Source organism: Phycisphaerae bacterium (genome assembly GCA_019636475.1).
GTDB lineage: Bacteria > Planctomycetota > Phycisphaerae > UBA1845 > UTPLA1 > JADJRI01.
The window spans coordinates 45,923-66,051 of the sequence record JAHBXN010000012.1 but is presented as its reverse complement, the minus strand read 5'-3'; the positions used below and the strand labels follow the sequence as shown (position 1 = coordinate 66,051).

The 20,129-nt window shown below is 61.7% G+C and carries 14 protein-coding genes; 8 read left to right on the top strand and 6 right to left on the bottom strand.

What is annotated here, in order from left to right:
* Positions 1-56: 56 nt before the first annotated feature.
* The 3 genes from KF841_15795 to KF841_15785 all read right to left on the bottom strand — a co-directional run bounded on the left by KF841_15795 (position 57) and on the right by KF841_15785 (position 5,549).
* A complete protein-coding gene (locus KF841_15795; protein MBX3396820.1) occupies positions 57-2,315 on the bottom strand; it encodes a hypothetical protein in 2,259 nt (752 codons plus the stop codon).
* 476 nt (positions 2,316-2,791) lie between these two features.
* Positions 2,792-4,825 carry a hypothetical protein gene (locus KF841_15790; protein MBX3396819.1) on the bottom strand — a complete coding sequence of 678 codons (2,034 nt, stop codon included), beginning with the start codon at positions 4,823-4,825 and terminating at the stop codon, positions 2,792-2,794.
* Between the two features lie 43 nt (positions 4,826-4,868).
* On the bottom strand, positions 4,869-5,549 hold the full coding sequence (locus KF841_15785; GenBank protein ID MBX3396818.1) for a cytochrome c3 family protein: 681 nt from the start codon (positions 5,547-5,549) through the stop codon (positions 4,869-4,871).
* 196 nt (positions 5,550-5,745) lie between these two features.
* Between KF841_15785 and KF841_15780 the strand changes: the two genes are divergently transcribed.
* The 6 genes from KF841_15780 (at position 5,746) to KF841_15755 (ending at position 15,550) form a co-directional block, all read left to right on the top strand.
* Complete coding sequence (locus tag KF841_15780) at positions 5,746-8,013, top strand: hypothetical protein (GenBank protein ID MBX3396817.1); 2,268 nt, start codon at positions 5,746-5,748, stop codon at positions 8,011-8,013.
* Positions 8,010-9,062: a 6-bladed beta-propeller gene (locus tag KF841_15775; protein ID MBX3396816.1), complete on the top strand. Its 1,053-nt coding sequence runs from the start codon at positions 8,010-8,012 to the stop codon at positions 9,060-9,062. The genes KF841_15780 and KF841_15775 overlap by 4 nt, the downstream gene beginning before the upstream one ends.
* Positions 9,063-9,070: 8 nt before the next feature.
* Positions 9,071-10,798 carry a cytochrome c3 family protein gene (locus KF841_15770; GenBank protein ID MBX3396815.1) on the top strand — a complete coding sequence of 576 codons (1,728 nt, stop codon included), beginning with the start codon at positions 9,071-9,073 and terminating at the stop codon, positions 10,796-10,798.
* Positions 10,799-10,983: 185 nt separating this feature from the next.
* Positions 10,984-13,020 (top strand): alginate lyase family protein, encoded by a 2,037-nt coding sequence (locus KF841_15765; GenBank protein ID MBX3396814.1) that lies wholly within the window; start codon positions 10,984-10,986, stop codon positions 13,018-13,020.
* On the top strand, positions 13,017-14,264 hold the full coding sequence (locus KF841_15760; GenBank protein MBX3396813.1) for a glycosyltransferase family 4 protein: 1,248 nt from the start codon (positions 13,017-13,019) through the stop codon (positions 14,262-14,264). The genes KF841_15765 and KF841_15760 overlap by 4 nt, the downstream gene beginning before the upstream one ends.
* On the top strand, positions 14,231-15,550 hold the full coding sequence (locus tag KF841_15755; GenBank protein ID MBX3396812.1) for a hypothetical protein: 1,320 nt from the start codon (positions 14,231-14,233) through the stop codon (positions 15,548-15,550). The genes KF841_15760 and KF841_15755 overlap by 34 nt, the downstream gene beginning before the upstream one ends.
* Positions 15,551-15,639: 89 nt before the next feature.
* On the opposite strand, the gene KF841_15750 is transcribed toward KF841_15755, so the two are convergent.
* The 3 genes from KF841_15750 to KF841_15740 all read right to left on the bottom strand — a co-directional run bounded on the left by KF841_15750 (position 15,640) and on the right by KF841_15740 (position 18,878).
* Complete coding sequence (locus KF841_15750; GenBank protein ID MBX3396811.1) at positions 15,640-16,605, bottom strand: GDP-mannose 4,6-dehydratase; 966 nt, start codon at positions 16,603-16,605, stop codon at positions 15,640-15,642.
* A gap of 73 nt (positions 16,606-16,678) precedes the next feature.
* Complete coding sequence (lpxI, locus tag KF841_15745; GenBank protein ID MBX3396810.1) at positions 16,679-17,536, bottom strand: UDP-2,3-diacylglucosamine diphosphatase LpxI; 858 nt, start codon at positions 17,534-17,536, stop codon at positions 16,679-16,681.
* A gap of 58 nt (positions 17,537-17,594) precedes the next feature.
* Positions 17,595-18,878 (bottom strand): protein kinase, encoded by a 1,284-nt coding sequence (locus tag KF841_15740; protein MBX3396809.1) that lies wholly within the window; start codon positions 18,876-18,878, stop codon positions 17,595-17,597.
* Positions 18,879-19,059: 181 nt separating this feature from the next.
* Between KF841_15740 and KF841_15735 the strand changes: the two genes are divergently transcribed.
* Positions 19,060-19,689 carry a hypothetical protein gene (locus KF841_15735; protein MBX3396808.1) on the top strand — a complete coding sequence of 210 codons (630 nt, stop codon included), beginning with the start codon at positions 19,060-19,062 and terminating at the stop codon, positions 19,687-19,689.
* Between the two features lie 141 nt (positions 19,690-19,830).
* The gene (locus tag KF841_15730; GenBank protein MBX3396807.1) at positions 19,831-20,127 is read left to right on the top strand and encodes a hypothetical protein; all 297 of its coding nucleotides are present in this window, start codon (positions 19,831-19,833) and stop codon (positions 20,125-20,127) included.
* The last annotated feature ends 2 nt before the right edge of the window (positions 20,128-20,129 follow it).

Below are 20,129 nucleotides of genomic sequence, written 5' to 3'. Positions count from 1 at the left end.
CTGGGTGCTGCCGGGGTCAGCCGATCGCGGGTCAGAATCAATTCGCTCCCATTTCGTCAGATCGCCGGTCGCTTCCTTTTTTCTTCCTTCGCGGGCTTGCCATCACCTTTGCTCTTCTCTTTTTGTTTGTCGCCGGGTTTCCCTGCCTCTTCATTCACCGGCTCGGTCTTCGAGGCGTCGCTGGCCGGGGGCTCCGGCGCGGCGTCCCGCGTTGCTGCCGTCGGCGTGGCACTTATATCCGACTTTGTTTCGGTCGCCGAGGCGGGCGGGTCCTTCGGTACGCGATGGATCGTTCCGGCCGCATCGATGTAGATCGTCTTGAAGCTGTTGAACTCGTCGTCGCGGAATTTCAGTTGCCATTCGCTGTCGTCGGCAGACCACCGAATGACGTAGAGCGAGTCGTCGACCGCTTTTTCTTCGGCGTCGTCAGCAGGCTCTTTTGCACCGCGGCTCTTCGAGAACAGGGCGCTGGTCAGAGCCTCGCCAAACGACCGTCCGCGCCGGCTCAGATAGAGCAGGTTCGGGTTCGAGGCGAAATCCACATAGCCGTCCAGCTCCGCGACGTTGGCGGGCCAGCGTCCGTAGTCACGATTGAACAGCTTGGCGTGGTAGTGCAGCACGCGCAGGTTTCGGCAGGCAGTCTGCTCTCTGGCAATTTCGCTCGATGGGCTGGCCGACGCCGCCAGTGCCGCACCGGTGACAATTGGAACATAGATTGCGCCGATTGGAATGGGGCCTGTGTGCCGAGCGCGAATGCCACCGAAGCTGACTTCGACGCGAATGTCGGAATCAGACATCGCGTCGCTGATGGCCGAAGCGTCGGGCGGCATTGATGCGCCATCGGCGAAGCCCGCGAGGACACTGAGGTATGGCTGTGCCAGCTCGTAGGCACGAGACCAGTTGATTCGGGCCTGCCAGTGGTCGGACTTCGACGAGGGGAGCCTGATGGTGTCCTTCTTGACGGCGTTCCATCGCATGACCGCGTCGTCAGCCCACGTTGACGTATTGCAGATGACAAGACGTGCGACCTGTGATCCCGTTGAATCCGGATCGTCGGATGGAGGCCGGTCGACAAAAACGACCGATCGAAAAGTCATCGGCGTCAGGCCATAGATGCCGTCGGCCGCCGGATCCCGCCAGAACACGGCCTTTCCGCCTATTTTTTCTTCACGCCATCGCGGCGGCTGATCGTCGTCCGCCCGCTCCCGGTTTTCCTTCTTGATGGCCTGCCGGATTTCGTCTTCGATCAAGTCAGCTTGCTTTGTGCGGAGCACATAGAACAGATCCGGCACCGGCAGGAATCCGCTGCCGGGGACCACGGCGAACATCACCTCTGAATCCGCGAGATCAGCGATGGTATCGGCGGGCAAACCGGAGAGCATGTCGGCAACACCCTCGCCGACTCCGACGTGCACGACAGCCGTGGCATAGGCGTCGGTCGGACAATCGAACGGTTCCTTCACTTTTTGAAACACCAGCTTGAGGGCTGCGCCCAGCAGTGGATTCCAGGTGACTCCGAACTGCTCGTTCCATTCGCCGCGCTTGTTGAGCGATACGACGTATTGCACAGCGTTGACGCCCACCATGCCGGAGAACAAGGACGACCCGCGCTCCTCTTCGGTGCCGGCGTCGAGATTCAGACTGCAATAGACCAGGAACGGCCGCTTCTTCGGATTGTTGCGCACGGCCGATTCCCCGAACACATCTTCGGAGAGTTCAACCGGGGCTTCGGAGGCGAGCATCGCTCCGCTTCCCGTCGGCTTCAATTCGGCCAGCACCATGTCGGGGGTTTCGAGTCGATATCCGTCAGCCGGATTTTCTGCGGGCTTCAACTCGATGCCTTTGAACAGCTCTTTGGCTACTTCGTCGGCGAGCAATTCCCGAACGCGCTGGGCCAGATCATCGACAGGCCAATCAACGCGAATCAGCCATCGAGGACGGCCGTCACGATCCTGTGGGAACACAGCGATTGTGATGGCCGTATCGGGCCATGCTGCAATTCTGTCAAACAGTTCGATCAGGGAGGAGAGATCGACGCCCTCTCCGGTCTCGTTCTGCGGAACGGGGAACATGCCGTTCAGCGCATCGACGAGGCGAGCGGTCTTCGACTTGCTGGCGGCCTGTGACAGCGTGGTGACGGAAGGGATAAAGACCTCGACCTGCGGCTTGCCACTGCCCTTCGATGCTGCGGGCGCGCTTGTGGCGTCCGCCGGTTCCGGCGTCGTGATGGACGCGGTGTCGACTCCGGAGGCGACAAGGGAATTGCACCAGGCCAGAATCAGTACGACACCGAACAGCATTTTCTTGCAATGCACGACGGTCATCCCTCCCACAGACAAGACATTCCGGTTCCACATTCCCCCGTCGCGCGGTGCAGGTCACTTGGGTGCCTGATTGTGCGGCCCGTGCGCGGGGTGGTGCAGCCCGGGAAGGCGGCATGGCGTTGCCGCGCCGTATCTGACTTCCATCGAGCCGCCGATGTCTCGGCTGAAACATCCTCGGGGCGGACTCGAAATCGACTGTATTCGGACGATCGGATGGGGATGTAACGAGCTTGTATTATGCAATAATACCGGACGCGAAGTCAAAATGCGCCGCGCCGGCGCGACTTGATCGCTCGCACATCTGCCAAAGGCGTCTGGCCGCGACCATTCCTGCTTCGAATGCAGGTACAACCCTCGAATCCATCCCATAGACCGACAACCCTTCACACAACGATGCGATGCCGGCTGTCTCACGCGGGAGCAGTGTTTCGGTGGCGAACAGCCGGCGCGAACATCATGTCGCCGCGCTACTTGCCGTGGCAGTTTCGACACAGGTCCTGGCGGTCGTCGCGCAGCAGGAAGGCTGCATCCGCCTCCAGCGACGCTTGATGGCCCAACGGCGTGTTGTCGGCGAAGAGGCCGCGTTGATGAGGATTGTGGCAGGTGTAGCAGGCGACTCGGCCTTCATCAAGCGGATATGCCGCACCCGGCGGGGTTGAAGCCGAATCGGAGCTCGATGAATCGATGGCGGATTCCGCGCGGGCGGCGAGCAGTCGTTCGGCAATCCTGCCGGTGACCGCCTGGCCGAGGTGGCCGCCGGGAAAATAATCCCAGTGTTTGGAATGACAGCCGAGGCAGATTGATGATCCGGCGGCTCGTAGCTGCGGTTGGCCGGTACGATGACCATCGGCGGGTCGCGTCGGCGTTGCGGCGTGGCAGTAGGCACACGATTCTTCGCGAACGACGCCATTGGCGACAAGCTGTTGATGCGGGCTGATCCGCCATGCCTCGGCGTCGCCGTGGCACTGGAGGCAGAACTTCACGGAACCCTCAAGTCCTGAACCTCTCAGCATCGCCGAGTTTCGCGCGGGCCGGGTCGATGTGACATCGCAATGACGCCGGACGTCATGGCAGGTGAGGCAGCCGAGTCGGCCCTCATTCAACGGCCAGTCCTGCGGGACGGTTGTGTTGTTCGTCGTTCCGGGGCGGCCAACGGGATGGGCCTCGGCCACCGCGTGTATGCCGTCGTGGCATTTAATGCAGCCTGCATCCACGTCGGCGACTGGAATGGGCGCGGCCTGCGGGCCGGTCATCGTATGACATGTGTCGCAGCGGGTGGCGGACCAGTGCGGATTTTCGACGGTCGCCTGCACGAGCGATGTTGTCGACCTTTGACGCGATGCGCCGGCATCCGCGGCGCGATCGGCGAATCCGCGCCAGCCGAAGGCACGAATTCCGGGACGGCGAATTTGCTCGGCGACCAGCACGACATATTTCGGTTTGCGGGGACTCTCCTCGAGATTCGCGAGGAGCGTCGGGTCGTCGGAGATCAGTAGCCCGTTCGGCACGCTCAGCGCGGGAGCCGTTCGATCTTTTCGGCCCGAACTTTTCATCGATGTGACCGGATCGGAAGCGCCGCCAAACGCGGCCATAGCGCCGCCGGCTTCGTCGAATGCATGAACCCGTTGCGATGCGGCATCGGTGATGAAAATGGTGCCGTCCGGTCCGACTGCCACATCCTTCGGCCGCCCGAAGCAGCCGACCCGGTCGCCGGGCCGTCCGATGTATCGCCGCCAGGAGCCGTCGGCGTCGAGTTCCTGCACTCGGTCATTGAGCATGTCGACGACGAGCACGGTGCCTCGCGGTGTTCGTGCCATGCCAAGCGGTGAGCCAAATTGGCCGCGACCGGAGCCGCGATGCCCTATCGACCGGACGTGCTGTGCCGTCTTTGCATTGAAAACCTCGAGCCGGTGTGCTGCGGTGTTGCTGACCCAGACGGCATCGCCGACCTCGACCGAGGCGGCTGGACTAAACGAATCCGACTGAAGTGCATATCGAGCGACTTCCCGGCCGCGGGTGTCGAATCGAATGACCGCCTTTGCGCCGGCGTCGGTAATCAGCAGTTGTCCGTTTTCGGTTGATGCGATGGAGACCGGCCGCGAAACAAGCTCGCCGAAATCGAACGGTTTGAATCTTCCGGAGTGCGGCTCGTACCGGAAGATTGTCCGCAGGGCGGAATCGCAGATCCAGATCGCTCCGTCGACCTGTGCCATGGCCACGGGTTTGATGAGTCCGAGCGGAGTTTCGGGCGTGGTTCCGAAGAAGAATTCCGACAGCGCGATGGATGTTTCGCTCGGGCGTTCCGCGACGACGAGATTTCCGTAAGCGATGACGGGGCCGCCGCCGTGCGGCGCGGTGTCGTGTGAACCGTGGCGCTGCGTCACGCGCTGCGCGTCTTCGCGGCAGTTGAGAATGGCCAGGAGCATGGGCGCGGCAACGAGCAGGGCGCCTGCAATGCAGGCGCGTCGGCCGATGCCCTGCGCTCCTGACGAACTAATCAATCCTCGCCTCACAGTGCTTGGTGTCACTTGAAGGATTCGTTTTCTACAGGCGATGGCAGGCGAGACACAGTCGGCTGCCGCTGTTGGACTTCACCAGCATGCCCTCATGTCGTCCGGTGTTGTGCGGATCGTGACACGAAATGCACTGAACCCTTCCGTCGGGCAACTTGATACGTCCGTCGGCCGTGACGGCGGCCGGTGCTCGATAGGTCGATTCGGTTGCCGGGTACTTCACGCCGATCGGATGCCCCGCGAGCAAAGCGGTGCCGAGTCGCGAAGTTCCGAATTGGGCGGCGAATGTGGTCGCATGGGAGGCGGTATAGACGTCGCTGGCGATGACCCCATCGTGGCAACTCAGGCACAGCAGCGACGCTCCATCAAGCTCGACGCCATCGGCCTGATAGGAGACCAGGCGACCTCGGTCTTCCTCGCCGACGCCGGCGCCGCGCGGCAGGGGGAGGTGCGGTGTGTGGCAGGGTGTGCAGAGATCGAGCGATCGATCGCCTTGCTGGGTGAAATCGTGTCGACTGCCGACCAGCCCGGCTGAGTAGAGGACCTCTGTCTCAGAGACGCCGCCGAGCTTGCTGCCGGCGGAGGTCGAATCGCTGTTCTCGATGGGTGCGGTATCTTTGTCGCCGCAGGAGATCGTCACGCCGATAATGAGAAGGGATGCGCCGCAAAGCAGCAGCATGGTATTGAACGGATGTCGCGAGTTCTTATTCATGTGCGGGCCCCGGTGCGGGCGTCGACCAGACCGTGAGAATACCCGCATATTTTTTCGCGGGTAGTGCGGAAGTATACTCACTGCATTCCAAAATGCGACTCGTGCGGATATTCTCGCTGGACAGGCTTCGTCGGTATAAATAGCCTGTCGCGTGCTTGTCACTTCGACCCTCTGATTGATATTCACGGACGGCGCGGTGCTCCATCGGCTCGTCATCATGATCGCGGTCACGAGCCTCCTCGGAGTATCCACCGGGCTTGGCGATCAACCGGCGTCTACTCCGACGCGAAATGCAGAGAACGAAGGAACGCGCGCTGAGAACTCGCCGCCCGCCGAGGACGACCTGTCATCCGCCGAATCGGGCTCGGAGAATGGCGGTGCCGACGGATCGGAGCCTGATCCGACACAGAACGGCGCCGATTCGTCTGACGAGCGCGATGAGGGTTCGACCGATCGAATCAATCGGCCGGGCTTACGCCGCCGATCGCGTTCTTCGACCAGCCCGCGCGGGCCGATGAGCCTTGATGAACTGAATATGTCGCTCGGCCTGGACAGCGTCGCTGAGCGTCGAACCGTACGCACGGACGCGTACAACGCGTTCCGGCCGCGCTTTGCCCAGAAGAACAAGCGGTACTCAATTCTGGAATCGGTCGGACTTGATGCATCCGGCAGCCTCATCGATGAAAAAGTCCTGCTCTACGATGCGATGATGCGCTTCGGGCTTTCGCAGGAGGAATTCTGGGAATCGCGGCCGGGGATCGATCTGCATCGAAGTCCGGACGGCGAGTTATTTGAATATGACCTGAGCATGCAGCTATTTCCGGCCGGCAAGGTGTCTGCGTCGGCCTTTGCCTCGCAGTTGAACGATCGCGTGCCGCGGCCGTTCCTTCCGAGCCTGGATCGACGCCGTGAACGCTACGGCGGCGGCGTGTACCTGAATGATCCGAAGCTGCCGATGTCGCTCACCTATGAGCATTTGTTCGACGACGTCACGAGTCGATCGCGCGGCCTGTATGACGACGAGGAGCGCGGCGAAGATACACTGCGTTATGAAGCGACCTGGAATCAATCCGACGCCCACACCTTGAATGTGGAGTATGAGTACGAGCGTCGCAACGAGCAGTATTCCGGCACGCGGAACACGTTCAACACGACGCGAAACTACCTCGCCCTGACTGACACGATCCATTTCGGACGTGACAATCGCAGCCGGATCGAGTCGTTGATTCGTATGGAGGACGAGGCCGGCGATCTGCAGCGGGATTCGTTCGAGGTGTCGGAGAACCTTCGACTACAGCATACCGAATCCCTTTACTCCACCTATCGCGCGCAGTATCTGAAGGAGTCATACGGACGACTTGAGACCGATACCTATCGGGGAGATGTGGGATTGACCCACGAATGGGAGGATTTCCTCGTCAGCAACTTCGGAGCCTATGCCCTTCGACGAAATGCAAACGAAGTCGGCGACATCACCGAGTGGGGCGCGACGGCCGATTTCTCCTTCACCCGCGACAACCGGCTTGGGAAATTTTCCTCCAATCTGACTTACCAGCATACAAACTCGCGCATGGGTGATGGCCAGACGGGTGGCGTCGTTATCGACGAGTCGGTGACATTTCGCGATCCGCTGCCCTCGTTTCTGACACAGACCCGTGTGCAGCCGTTCAGCATCCTGGTGCGCGGCGCCGAGCGCGGCGAATTCCTTGTCCCGGGTACCGATTACTGGGTATTCACGAATGGCGATGTCACGCTGCTGGGCCGGGTTCCGACGGGACGGATCCGGGACGGGGACACGGTGCTCGTGAGTTATCGTTATGAATCGTACGATGACTTTCAGACCAGCCGGGATCGGGTCGATTACCGTGTTCAGCAGGAACTCTTGAAGGGGCTTGATGTCTATTACGCCGGCACGCTGCAGGATGAGGATGTCAGCCGTCGCCGATACCTGACTTATCGTGAGCGGGATATCAATCGGCATCGCGTCGGACTGACCTACAAGCGTCCACGGTGGTCAACAGGGAGCGAACTCGAGTATCACGACGACAATATCGACCCGTACAAGGCGGCTCACCTGAATGCGGATCTGGTGCTTCATCGCAGCGCCATTCAGGAGCTGGATGCCCGCGGCAGCTACTCTTACTACCGATTTCGCGGCGGGGGTTATTTCGATCCACGCCAGACGTCGCTGCTCGACTTCGGTCTGAACTATCGCTACACGCTCTCGACCAATCTGGAGGCGAACGCGTCCGCGATGTATCGCTTCCAGAATGATTCGCTCTTTGGAGAGACCAACGGTGTCGATATCACGGCATCCGTTGCATACAAGATCGGCAAATTCTCTCTGCTTGTTGAAGCGGAGTATGATATGCTCGACCTGCCGTCATCGACGGACAATTCCGCCGCGATATGGATCAAGCTGCGGCGAGACATTCCGATTGTCGAAAGGCGGGCTCAGCGATGACGCGACGTCTTCGATTTGTCCTTGCCCTTTTCGTGTCCGGGGCGTTCTGTGCCTGCCAGCAGCCTCAGCAGCCGATTTTTGAGCAGTCCGACGGTCGCGGCGCGCTCGTGTGGCCGGCCCCACCGGACGCGCCTCGGATTCGCTATATCGGAATGCTGTCGGGCGAGGCCAGCCTGAAGGCCCGCAAGACCGGCGGCGAGGTGTTTCGAGAATTACTGTCTGGGCCGATCGAGAAGGCGGTCTTTGTCACGCCCAATGCCGTCGCCGCGCGCGGTGATCGCGTCTATGTCGCGGATGGCCAGGCCGGATCGGTGTATGAGTTGGACCTGGCGGCCCGGACCTTCAAGTCCATTCGAGGTGCCGGCGGCGGACCGTTGGCGTGGCCGGCCGATGTGTGCCTTGCAGATGACACCCTGGCCGTTTGCGACAGCGGACGATCGGCGGTGTTTCTGCTCGATCTGGACGGCCGCACTCGGCGCGTGTTCGGTGAAGGGCTCCTTCAGCGTCCCAGCGCCGTGACATATCGGCGGGCGTCGGGCGAATGGTGGGTGCTTGACGCCGCCCTGCACGCGGTCATCGTCTTTGATCGGGATGGACAGGTCGTCCGGCGTTTTGGCACGCGCGGCGGCGGCCCCGGGCAGTTCAATTTCGCGGCTGGTCTGACGATGGATGCACGCCTTGGCGCGGTCATTGCGGATTCGATGAATTTTCGGGTGCAGTTCTTCGACGCCGAGGCGAGCGAATCTGCGGCCGAGCCGGTTCGAATGTTCGGACGCAAGGGCGATTCGGCCGGCGATTTCGCATTGCCGCGCGATGTCGCTGTGGATTCCGACGGACACCTGTATGTCCTGGACAGCCAGTTCGAGAATGTGCAGATTTTCGAGCCGGATGGACGCCTGCTGCTCGCGTTCGGCGAAGAGGGCGACGGGCCCGGTCAGTTCAGTCTGCCGTCCGGCATCTCGATTGATTCGCAGGATCGAATCTGGGTTGCGGACACCTACAATCGGCGCATTCAGGTCTTCCAATATCTTCGTGAGGAGGGACAATGATGCGCGCGATGGGTTGCCGCACTGAAGTCATTTTGTTCGTTGCCGGCTGGGCGTTTGCCTTCGCGCACGGCGGGCAGGCGCGCGCCGATCAGTCGGTCGTCAATTCGAAGCATAATTTGTCGGCGACAGGTCCGGGAACGGTTCGAGCGCTTCACGAAGACGAAGTGTGCATCTTCTGTCACGCTCCGCACCGGACGGATCCGCAGACGCCGCTGTGGAATCGATATAACCCGACGACGTATTACCGGATTTATTCAAGCTCAACGACCGACGCCCGCATCGATCAGCCCGGCCCCGCCAGCAAGATGTGCCTGTCGTGTCACGACGGCAGCATTGCGCTGGGCCTTGTGCAGAGCCGTGGCGCGACCGATCCGATCACGATGAACCAGCCGTTCATGCCGAGCGGGCCGTCGAACCTGACGAACAATCTGGCCGACGATCATCCGATCGGTTTTCGCTTCGATCGGCAGTTGTCCAATCGGGATCCGCAACTCCGGTCGCCCGATCTGGTCAGTCGCGACATCAAACTTGGCCCACGCGGTGAACTGGAGTGCACGGCCTGTCACGATCCGCACAACAACGAACTAGGCAACTTCCTGCGGGTCACCGATGAGCGGGGCACGCTGTGCATCACCTGTCACGATATGAAGGGCTGGCGGCAGAGCGCTCACGCCCTGAGCAATCGCTCCGTGCCGCCGACCGTGAATAACGGCGTGTCGCCGGCGAGACGGTCTCTGTCGGAGAATGCCTGCGGCTCCTGTCATGCCGCACACAGCGCGGGCCACCCCGAGCGGCTGCTTCACGACCGTCCGTACGATCTGTGCATGGATTGTCACAATGGCCTGTTCGGTCGAGACATGCAGGGTGTCGCCAATCTGCGCAGCGGCCATCGCGTCCAGCGCTGGCGCGACGCGCATGATCCCGCCGAGTCCGTGCTGATGCAGCGCATTCACGTGGACTGCGTCGATTGTCACAATCCGCATGCCGTGCGCGACGATCCGCTCGGCAGCAGGCTCTCGCAGTGGGATATCGGGCGCAATCGCGTCCCGCCGGCAATGCAGGAGGTCGCAGGCATCACGTCCGCCGGCACACCGACGGAGCGGGCCAATTTTTATTACGAGGTCTGCTTCCGCTGCCATTCGGATAATCCCGCGCCGGTTCGCGGCCGCATTATTCGGCAGCGAGACAACTGGGGCAACATTCGTCGCGAACTCAGTGCCACTGCCGCGTCGTCACATCCCATCACGCGGCAGGCTCGAAATCAGAACGAAGTGCCCAGCCTCACCCCGCAGGCCCGGCAGAAGACCTTCATCAGTTGCCAGGATTGTCACAACAATCCGGACGCGCGACAGCTCGGCGGCGGTGGGCCGAATGGGCCGCATGGATCGCGATACGAGTTTCTGCTGGCGGACCGATACGACACGGCCGACTTCACGGTCGAATCCGCACAGGCATACGCCCTGTGCTACCAGTGCCACGACCGTAACAGCATTCTTGGCGACGAGAGCTTCACGTTCCACAGGCGGCATGTGGTCGATGCGCGGACACCCTGCAGCGCCTGCCACGCGCCCCACGGCGTCAACGGGCCGCGTTCGCAGCATTCAGCACTCATCAATTTCGATTTGCGAATCGTCGGCGGCCGGCGGTTCTTCAATGACACCGGCCGATTTTCCGGATCGTGCACGCTTACGTGTCACGGCGTGAATCACGTAAACTTCACCTACACGAACCCGTGATCGCCGCCATGGTCCCAAACCGCTTCTAGTTTGTTCAGTCTGCGGGTATGCACCGACGCGGGCCGGGATGGTCCGTGTACGGCGTCGGCAGGGCGCCATTATCGGGTCACGTCGCGGACACATTCATGTTCGCGTATGCTCTCGCTTCGTGGAAATCGCTGGTCCGATCGAACCGATGAACTCGCATGACCCGCCTCCGCCGACAACTACAGGTTCTCCGCCTCATGGGCCTCCGGTGGGTCGCCTATCGAGCCTGGTACGCCTTGCGAAAGAATTCGGGTGCGCTGCGCCGCGCGACGCCGGCGGTCTCAATCGAGAGCTATTCACTTGCTGATCTGCCTGGCTCGACCACATCGAACGATCCGGGAAATTTTGGGCATGCCCTCGAACGACACATCGGGCGATTCCTTTTTGACCCTGGACGGATGCCCGAGCGCGCGCTGCTTCGCGAAACGGCCGGCAGCGCCGGCGTTGCTCAGACCCTTGCCATCGCGCACGACTATGCGGCAGGTAAGTTCCTCTACTACAGCCGAAGGCTCGTGGACCACGGCAGCCCGGTCGAATGGTTGCGCGTCCCCGGCGCCAGGGCGAGCCATCACGCCCGCACGCACTGGAGCGACTATCCGACCTTCTCACCTGACTTCGGCGATGTGAAGACGGTCTGGGAGCCCTCGCGCTTCGCGTGCGCGTTCTGGTTGGCGCGAGCGTACGCATTCAGTGGAGATGAAACGTTTCCTGAAGCGTACTGGCGATTGTTCGAGAGCTGGGTGGAGCAGAATCCGCCGAACATGGGACCGAACTGGAAATGCGGGCAGGAGGCTTCGCTCCGAGCCTTCGCATGGATCTTCGCGTTGCATGCGTTCTGGAAATCGTCGGCCACCACCCCGGCGCGCATCGATCTTGCGATCAAAATGCTTGCGATTACCGCAGATCGGGTCGCTGCGAATATCGATTTCGCCGTGTCGCAGAAGAACAACCACGGCATCAGCGAGGCCGTCGGGCTTTTTACCATCGGCACGCTGTTCCCCTTCCTTCGCCGTTCGGCCGGCTGGCGTTCGCTCGGCCGAAAAACGCTTGAGCGCGAAATCGCCCGGCAGATTTACGACGATGGCAGCTTCGTACAGCACTCGATGAACTATCATCGCGTCATGCTGCATGACTGCCTCTGGGCCATGCGGATTGCTGAATTGGCGGGCGCGCCGCTGTCGGCTGAACTCCGTCGTCGCGTGGCGCTCGCGGGCGAGTTCCTTCTTGGCATGCTCGATCCGGACTCGGGCCGCGTGCCGAATTACGGCAGCAACGACGGCGCGCTCGTTCTGCCGCTCGATTCCTGCGACTACACCGATTTCCGCCCGGTGGTGCAGGCCGCGATGTTCGCTGCGACCGGAACGCGCGTTCTCCCGCCTGGGCCGTGGGACGAAGCGGCCGTCTGGCTTTACGGCGATGCGTTTGCGTCGTCTCCATCGACGCCGCGTCCCGCCGTCTCCGCGCGTTTCGATGTCGGCGGCTACTACACGATTCGCGGCTCGGATACATGGTGCATGGCCCGATGTCACAGCTACCGCGATCGGCCCGCGCATGTCGATCCGCTTCATCTCGACATCTGGTACCGGGGCGCGAATATCGTCTCGGACAGCGGGTCGTTTCTGTACTATTCGCCGGACACTCCGCACTTCGAGAAGTTTTTCAAGGACATCGCCGCGCATAACACCATCGAAATCGGCGGGCGCGGCCCGCTCGATCCGGCGTCGCGATTCCTATGGGTGCCCTGGCCCGAAGCGCGCTGCGTGCGCCACGGGGTGGCGCAGTGGACCGGAGAACACCAGGGCTACAGCAGATATCCGTGGAATGTCGTGCACCGCCGGGATGTCGAACTACGGGCCGACCGCGAGTGGATCGTCACGGATTCCCTGACCGGCATCGGAGAGCACCCCGTCGTGTTGCGGTGGCATCTGGCCGATGCACCCTTCGTGCTGCACGCGGAACAGCGATGGCTCGAATTGATTCATCCGCGAGGTAGGGTTCGCTTCGCATTCGATCTGCCGGACGACATGCGAATCGACATACGACGCGGCGACGAATCTTCCGCTGGCGTGATGGGCTGGCAGTCGGAATATTATGGCGAAAAGTCCGCGCGGCCGACGATCGAGCTGAACGGCCGCGTGCTCCTGCCGATAAGAATTGTGACGCGCATCAGTCCGGGGAGTGACGCCCGCGCATGAGACTCATCTATATTCATCAGTACTTCGTGACCAACGAGGGCACCAGCGCCACACGCAGCTACGATGTCTCGCGCTACCTCATCGAAATGGGCCATCAGGTCACGATGATCACCGGTGTGCACGACCAGAGTTCGTTGCCGCGCATGCCCTGGTACCGTCTCTTTCAGACGCACCACATCGACGGTATCCGCGTCATCGCGTGCAATGCGTGGTATGCGAACCGCCTGCCGGTCTCCGGGCGCATGTGGGCGTGGCTGAAGTTCGCGATGCTGGCCACCTGGGCTGCCCTGCGTGCCGGAAAGGCCGATCTGATCTTCGCGACGAGCACGCCGCCGACGGTGGGCATTCCAGCTCGACTCGCCGCTGCTCTGAAGCGAATTCCTTATATCTTCGAAGTGAGGGATCTCTGGCCGGAGGATTTGATCGCTGCCGGCAGGATGAAACCCGGTTTGCAGTCGCGATTCTGGGAATGGCTGGAGCGTTTCTGCTATGCCCGGGCGCGGCGGATTCTTCTGGTCTCGCGGGGTTTTCACGATCGGCTGCTTGAGCGCGGATTCCCGCCCGAGAAGCTGCGAACGGTCGTGCTCGGCGCTGATGGGTCGCTCTACCGCGATGTCAGGCCCGATCACGACTATTGGCACGCCCGCGGTCTCGATGGCCGGATCAAAGCCGTCTATACCGGCGCGCATGGCGATGCCAACGGCCTGACTCAGTTGCTCGATGCAGCCGAGTTGCTTCGGCATCGGCCGGATATCGCCATCGTGCTGATCGGTGAAGGCAAGATGCGTCCAGTGCTGATCGATGAAGCCAAACGCCGCGGCCTCACGAATGTGCATCTGCTCGAACCGGTTCAGAAGTTGCAGATCCCGGGCATTCTTGCGGCCGCTGACATCGGCCTGATGATTCTCAAACAGATTGTCCGGCCGCGCTGGGTCACGCCCAACAAGATTTTTGACTACATGTTCGCCGGCCTGCCGACAATCGTGAATTTCGCGGGCACCACGGCCGATTTGGTTGAATCCGCCGGAATCGGCGTCGCGTCGAAGCCCGGCGATGCCGCGGACCTCGCCGCTCGAATCGAGCGATGGGCGGATCATCCCGATGAACGCCGCGCGATCGGCACTCGCGCGCGTGAAACGGCCTTCGCCCGATTCGATCGACGCATGATTGCGACGGAGTTGGCGAGCGTGTTCGAAGAAGCCATTCGAGAATGTGCTGCACCGGCCGGGAGGCGGCAGGCGTGAACGATGTGCCCGACCAATTGACGGCCCGGGGGGGACCATCGCCGCGCGATTCGGCCGCGCCGACCGTCTTTGTCATGGAAGCATCCGGCAAGGCCGCGCTGCCAGTCATCGAATCGATGGCCCGCGCGGGTTTTCGCGTCGCGGCGGGTAGCGAGCGGCGGCTAAACAGCGGCTTCTTCAGTCGCGGCTGTCGCGAGAGACACGTGTATCCGTCCACGCGCTTTCAGAAGGCGGCATTTCAGGAATGGCTGCTGAAGTTTCTTCGCTCACGACCGATCGACATGCTCTTTCAACTCGGGCACTACGGCGCGCTGGCCGTCAACGAGATTCAGGACGACGTGCGCCGGCACACCCGGATCATCATGCCGAGCGCCTCCAGCTTCCTCGCCGCATACGAGAAAATTCCCACCATGAAAACGGCGATGGCGGCCGGCGTTCCCATACCGGATTCATGGTTTCCCGCGGAGCATCCCGGCGGCCTGGAGGGTGTCCTGCCGCAGATTCAGCGGTGGCCGGTGCTGATTAAGCCGAGTGTCGGCGTCGGCGCGCGGGGCATCACCTGGTGTTACAACGCCGACGAGATCCGGTCGGCCTACGATCGACTGACGGCCGAGCATGGCGAATGCTACCTGCAGGACTTCATTCCACCCGGCGGAATGCAGTACAAGGTTGACATGCTGATGGACGAGCATCGAAGCGTGCTTGCCGCCATCGCCTATGGCAAGACGCGCATGTATCCGCCGGACGGCGGCAGCAGCGTACTGAACTTCTCCGCCGATCGGCCGGACGTGATTGAATATTCGCGAATGATGCTTGTCGCGCTGGACTGGCTGGGGTTCTGCGATTTCGATTACGTCGTGGATCCTCGCGACGATGTTGCGAAGCTGATGGAGATCAACCCGCGGTTTCCGGAGAGCTTTAATATGGGCATTTCGGTCGGCATCGATTTTCCCTTGATGATGTACCGAATGGCACACGGCGAACCCGTGGAGGCGGTGCTTGATTATCCAAAGAACCGGTTCCTCAGATTCCTGCCGGCCGATATTCTGTGGTTTCTTCGCGTAAGCAATAAGCAGCGATTCTCGACGTGGCCGAGCTGGTTTCAGTTTCGCAAGGACACCTCCTATCAGTTGCTGCGCGCCCGAGATCCCGGCCCGATCATCGGCTATCTGCTGGAGAATCTCGCGGCGCTGTTCAATCCCGCCTTGCTTCGCGATCGCCTTCGCCTGTCCAGCGGCGCGAAGAAAAAGGCTGCCGACCCGGCCGCGAAGCGTTCGACATCCTGATTCGTCGCAGCCATCGGATTCGACGGGGGCGTCAAAGGCGGCCTGTTCGGAAGTGCAATGGCATTGTCATCGGGTAGCGCCGCCGCGCCCTAGGAGGCGCTGCGCTTCTCGTCGATCACCAGGCGGAGAATTTCCTCGAGCGAAGTCGTCGGCTGATATCCGATCACGGTGCGTATCCGGTCCAGGCAAGGCACACGGCGCATCATGTCATCGAACGGGCGACCATACGCCTCCTCATACGAGAGATATCGCTTCCCGCCGGTGCTGCCCGTCATGGCGATAACCTTGTCGGCCAATTCGTCGATGGTGATTTCTTCGGTCGAACCGATGTTATACACCCGGCCGAACGCCTTGCTGCATTGCATCAGGTCGATCACGGCCTGCACCACATCGCCGACATATCCGAAGCATCGCGATTGCGTTCCGTTGCCGTGGATATCAAGCGGTTCGTTGCGCAGCGCGCGTTCAACGAATCGCGGAATCACCATGCCGTATTGCCCGGATTGGCGCGGCCCGACGGTATTGAAAAATCGCGCAACCACGACGGGCAGCTCGAATTGCTGGAAGTACGCCAGGCCGAGAAACTCGTCAATCATCTTCGAACACGCGTAAGACCATCGCGAGAAATGCGTCGCGCCAAGAACCGTGTCGTCGTCTTCGCGAAAGGGCACGCGCTCGCTCTTGCCGTACACTTCGCTGGTGGACGCGATGAGCATCGGTTTGCGAAACTTGTTCGCGACTTTCAGCAGCACCTCCGTGCCGTGAATGTTCGTTTCGATCGTGCGCACCGGTTCGTCCACGATGAGTTGCACTCCGACGGCCGCTGCGAGATGAAAGATCATGTCGCATTGCTCGGCGAGCAGCAGCATCGTCGACTCGTTGCGAACATCATCCAGCACGAATTCAAAGCGGGAGTGATCCTTGATTGTCGCAAGATTCGAGGCACGCCCGGTGCTCAGATCGTCAATGGCGATGACATCATGCCCCCAGTCGAGCAGTCGCTCGGCAAGATGGGAACCGATGAAGCCGGCGCCGCCGGTGATGAGTGCACGCATTTGAAGCCTTCCGGCGTCAGTGCCTTCTGGTCATTGATCTCAGTCCGTTCAGAGGGCGATCGGCCGCATTGGGTCAGTTTTCGTGTTCCGATCGCCCGACAATCACGATGCCCAGTTCGTCCGCGAGTTGAAGGGTTCGCGATTTCTCAAGTATCAGCGTCTTGCCGGCTTCGATCACGATCGCCGTCGCCCCGTGCTTGGCAAGCTTTTCGATCGTGTTCGGGCCAATCGTCGGCACGTCGAAGCGCATGTCCTGATTCGGCTTCGCGGTTTTCACGAGCAGCCAGCCGCCTTTCTTGCAGAGCGAGCCCGCGCGCTCGATCATCTTGTCGGTCCCTTCGATGGCCTCGACTGCGATGATGTCCTTGTGATGGACCGCCACCGCCTGCCCGACGTCCAGCCGGCCCATCTCCCGCGCGATCCGCCAACCCAGCGATGCGTCGGCTTCCTGCGAAGGCGAGAGCGTCCTGCGGGTGAGCTGGCCCTCCGATGCCATTGCATCGGTACAGTAGGTTGTTGAATCGATCAATGTCACACCTCGCCGCGCCATCGCTTCGGCCACCGCGCCGAGGAGCGTGTCATTGCGCCGGTCCGCGGCGGTGAACCACACTTTGATGCTAGCCCAGTCCGGCAAGTACGCCAACATCTGACGCCAGATCGGCATCTCGATGATCCGGGCCTTGCGCACCCGGCCCGCCATGATCGCCTGCGTCGCTCCTTCGCGACGAAACAGGCGAATCCATCGACCCAGCCGTGCGATCCCCGCTTGATAGTATTTGTCCGAGAGATCGCGGATTGCCGGATCATGCGTACCGGACAGACCGACCACCACCACGCGCATCCCGGCCGCCCTCGCGCCGCGCGCGACCAGTTTAGGAAACTCGCCTTCGCCCGCGAGCAGTCCAAGCGTCGTCTGTTTCACGTTCGTCATGGTCCTTCCATGCAGGAAACCGCGCTTCAGATCGTACGCCCCGCCGATCCGTTCGTCATCAGGGACCCGGCGATGACAGCCACGCAACCGCAGCCACCGCGGCCACCGCGGCCGCGGCGAAGACCCACCACATCCAGCGTCGGCCGCGACGCATTCCCCCGATATCAACCGTCTTCGCCCGATCGGCGTCAACATCCGCGCCCGATGCAACTCGTCCGGCAAGGCGAATCAGGTCAAGCGAAAGATCGTCCGCCGACTGATACCGCGCGGTTGGGTCGGCGTTCAGGCATTTCACGAGAATCTCGCGCAGCGAAGCCGGCCAGCTCGCCGGCAGGTCCTCCGTCCGAACGCTTTGCGCGTTCTTCTGCGCCGCGATCATGGCGCTTTTGGTCTTCGCCTTGATCAATCGTTTGCCGGTCAGTGCGTAGTAGAGGGTCAGCCCCAGGCCGTATATGTCGCTGGCCGGCGTGGCCGGCTCGCCGCGTGCAACTTCGGGCGAAATCCATCCCGGCGTGCCCAGCGCAAGACCGGCAAGCTCCGCGGATTCGTCCGCATCCGCCACGGCGGCGAGGCCGAAATCAGTCAGTTTCACGAAGCCGCGTTCGTCGATCAGAATGTTGCCAGGCTTCACATCGCGATGGATCACCTGCTGGGCATGTCCCACGGCGACCGCGCGTGCCGCGTGCGCGACAATGTATGCCGCCTGCTCGACCGGCAGCCGGCGACAGTATCGCACGAGTGCCATAAGCGTGACGCCGTGTACCAGCTCCATCGCAAGGAAGTGAACGCCGTCGGACTGTCCGACGTCATAGACAGTGACGATGTTCGGATGCTGGAGCCGTGCAGCGGTGCGCGCTTCCTGCTGGAAGAGCCGATGCCCAAGCGATTCTCGCTGATCGGCGCGGGGCGGCAACATCTTCAGCGCGACGGTGCGCTTCAGCTCCGTGTCCATGGCTTCATAGACGCAGCCCATCGCGCCCTGACCGATTACCGCTTTGATCTCGTATTTGCCGATACGCCGCCCCACCCATTCCCCGGCGGGAAGCCGTGCTTCCGCAGGCGTCTGTGAAACCAGGTGGCCGACGGTTGATGCATGATCCGCCGCATCGAGCAGCGTCGAACCGAGTTGCGACCAGCCCGAGGCGGCACTGCCGATCGCACTTGCAACGCGCGACGCGGCATTCGCGTCCTCGCGCCAGACGTGCCCGCAGACTCTGCACCGAACCCGCTTGCCTTCAAGGGCGTAGGCGGCGTCGTAAACCACTTTGCAATGCGGGCATGTCAGTAAATGGTGGGAGCATTCCGCGTCCGACCGGCCGTCTTGTGGTGTCGATTCGGGCATTGAACTGGTCGCGGTCGGGCGATGCGTGCTGGGTTCACTGTACGGGCTACAGTCGACAACGTGCGTTCCGCTCACGACGGAGGAGCACGTTGCCAACCGAGCGATTATACTGGATCGAAAGCGAATTCCGAGCCGGAAGCAACAGCGCGCGACCGTTCAGTTTGCCATGGAATCACGCCGGATGGATGACCAGTTCGCGACAACCGACTCCGAACAAACCGACCGTTGGCGCCGGACGGCATTGGAGTATCTGCGTGAGCAGCTTCGTGAAGACGCTCCCGCGGCACTCGGAGCGATGACCCTCTTTAAGCGGTCTCCGCTGGAAGGGGAAGGTCAAACGGTCGTGTTCGAGTTCACGGCCGCTCGTGGTGGACCCGATGTCTCGCGATACGCCGTCGTGGTCGGCGACACCGAACCGAACTACTACCCGGCCGAAGACCTGACGGCCGAGGAGTTGTTTGAACTGCATCTGGGCACGCGTTTCATGCTCGTGCTCGGTGTTTCGATGGTACCTCATGCCGAAATTCAGGCCGACGATCAATACGACATGCACCGCGATGCGAGGCAGATCGTGGCGCGAGTCGCGCCGGATGCGGTCCTGTCCGATCTGGAACCGGCCGCCACGTTTCGCGTCGGCGACGAACTGCACGCGGTCCTCCGATGCCGACTCAACGGCCGGCCGGTGTATGTCATGGGCCGCGATGCGCCGTTGGGATTCTCAACTCGAACGCACCTTCACCCCCATGTCGCTTACCGCCTTCATCTGGGGCATGTGCTCCGGCGCGAGATGAATTCGGACTCGTCACGATAGCCGTCGCGCGTTCTCGGACCTGCGCGATCACTGAATGCGATGTGGCATGGTCATGCGGCTGGGGTCGGCAATAATTTGCTAAACTGACGTGGCATGGCATCCGAACCGAGATATGGGAACATCAGGATTGGAGAAGACCCCATGATCGACATGGCCAGTGCCGACAAACGCCGGGAAGTTCGACTCGATTCCCAGGATATCATTCGATGGAAGCGGCCGGGCCGCATCGAGGATCACAAGGCCTGGACGATCGATCGTTCACCGTCCGGCTACGGTTTCATGGCTCGCGTTCATGAAGCGCCGCGCTTGGGGGATCTGATTCACATTCGCCGATTCGACCACGACCGCTGGGCGTCCTTCGAGGAGCCCTACAGGGTTTCGCGCGTTTTCCCCGCGACGGACGAACTGGTGGTCGTCGGCTGCTGCATTTCGGAGTGACG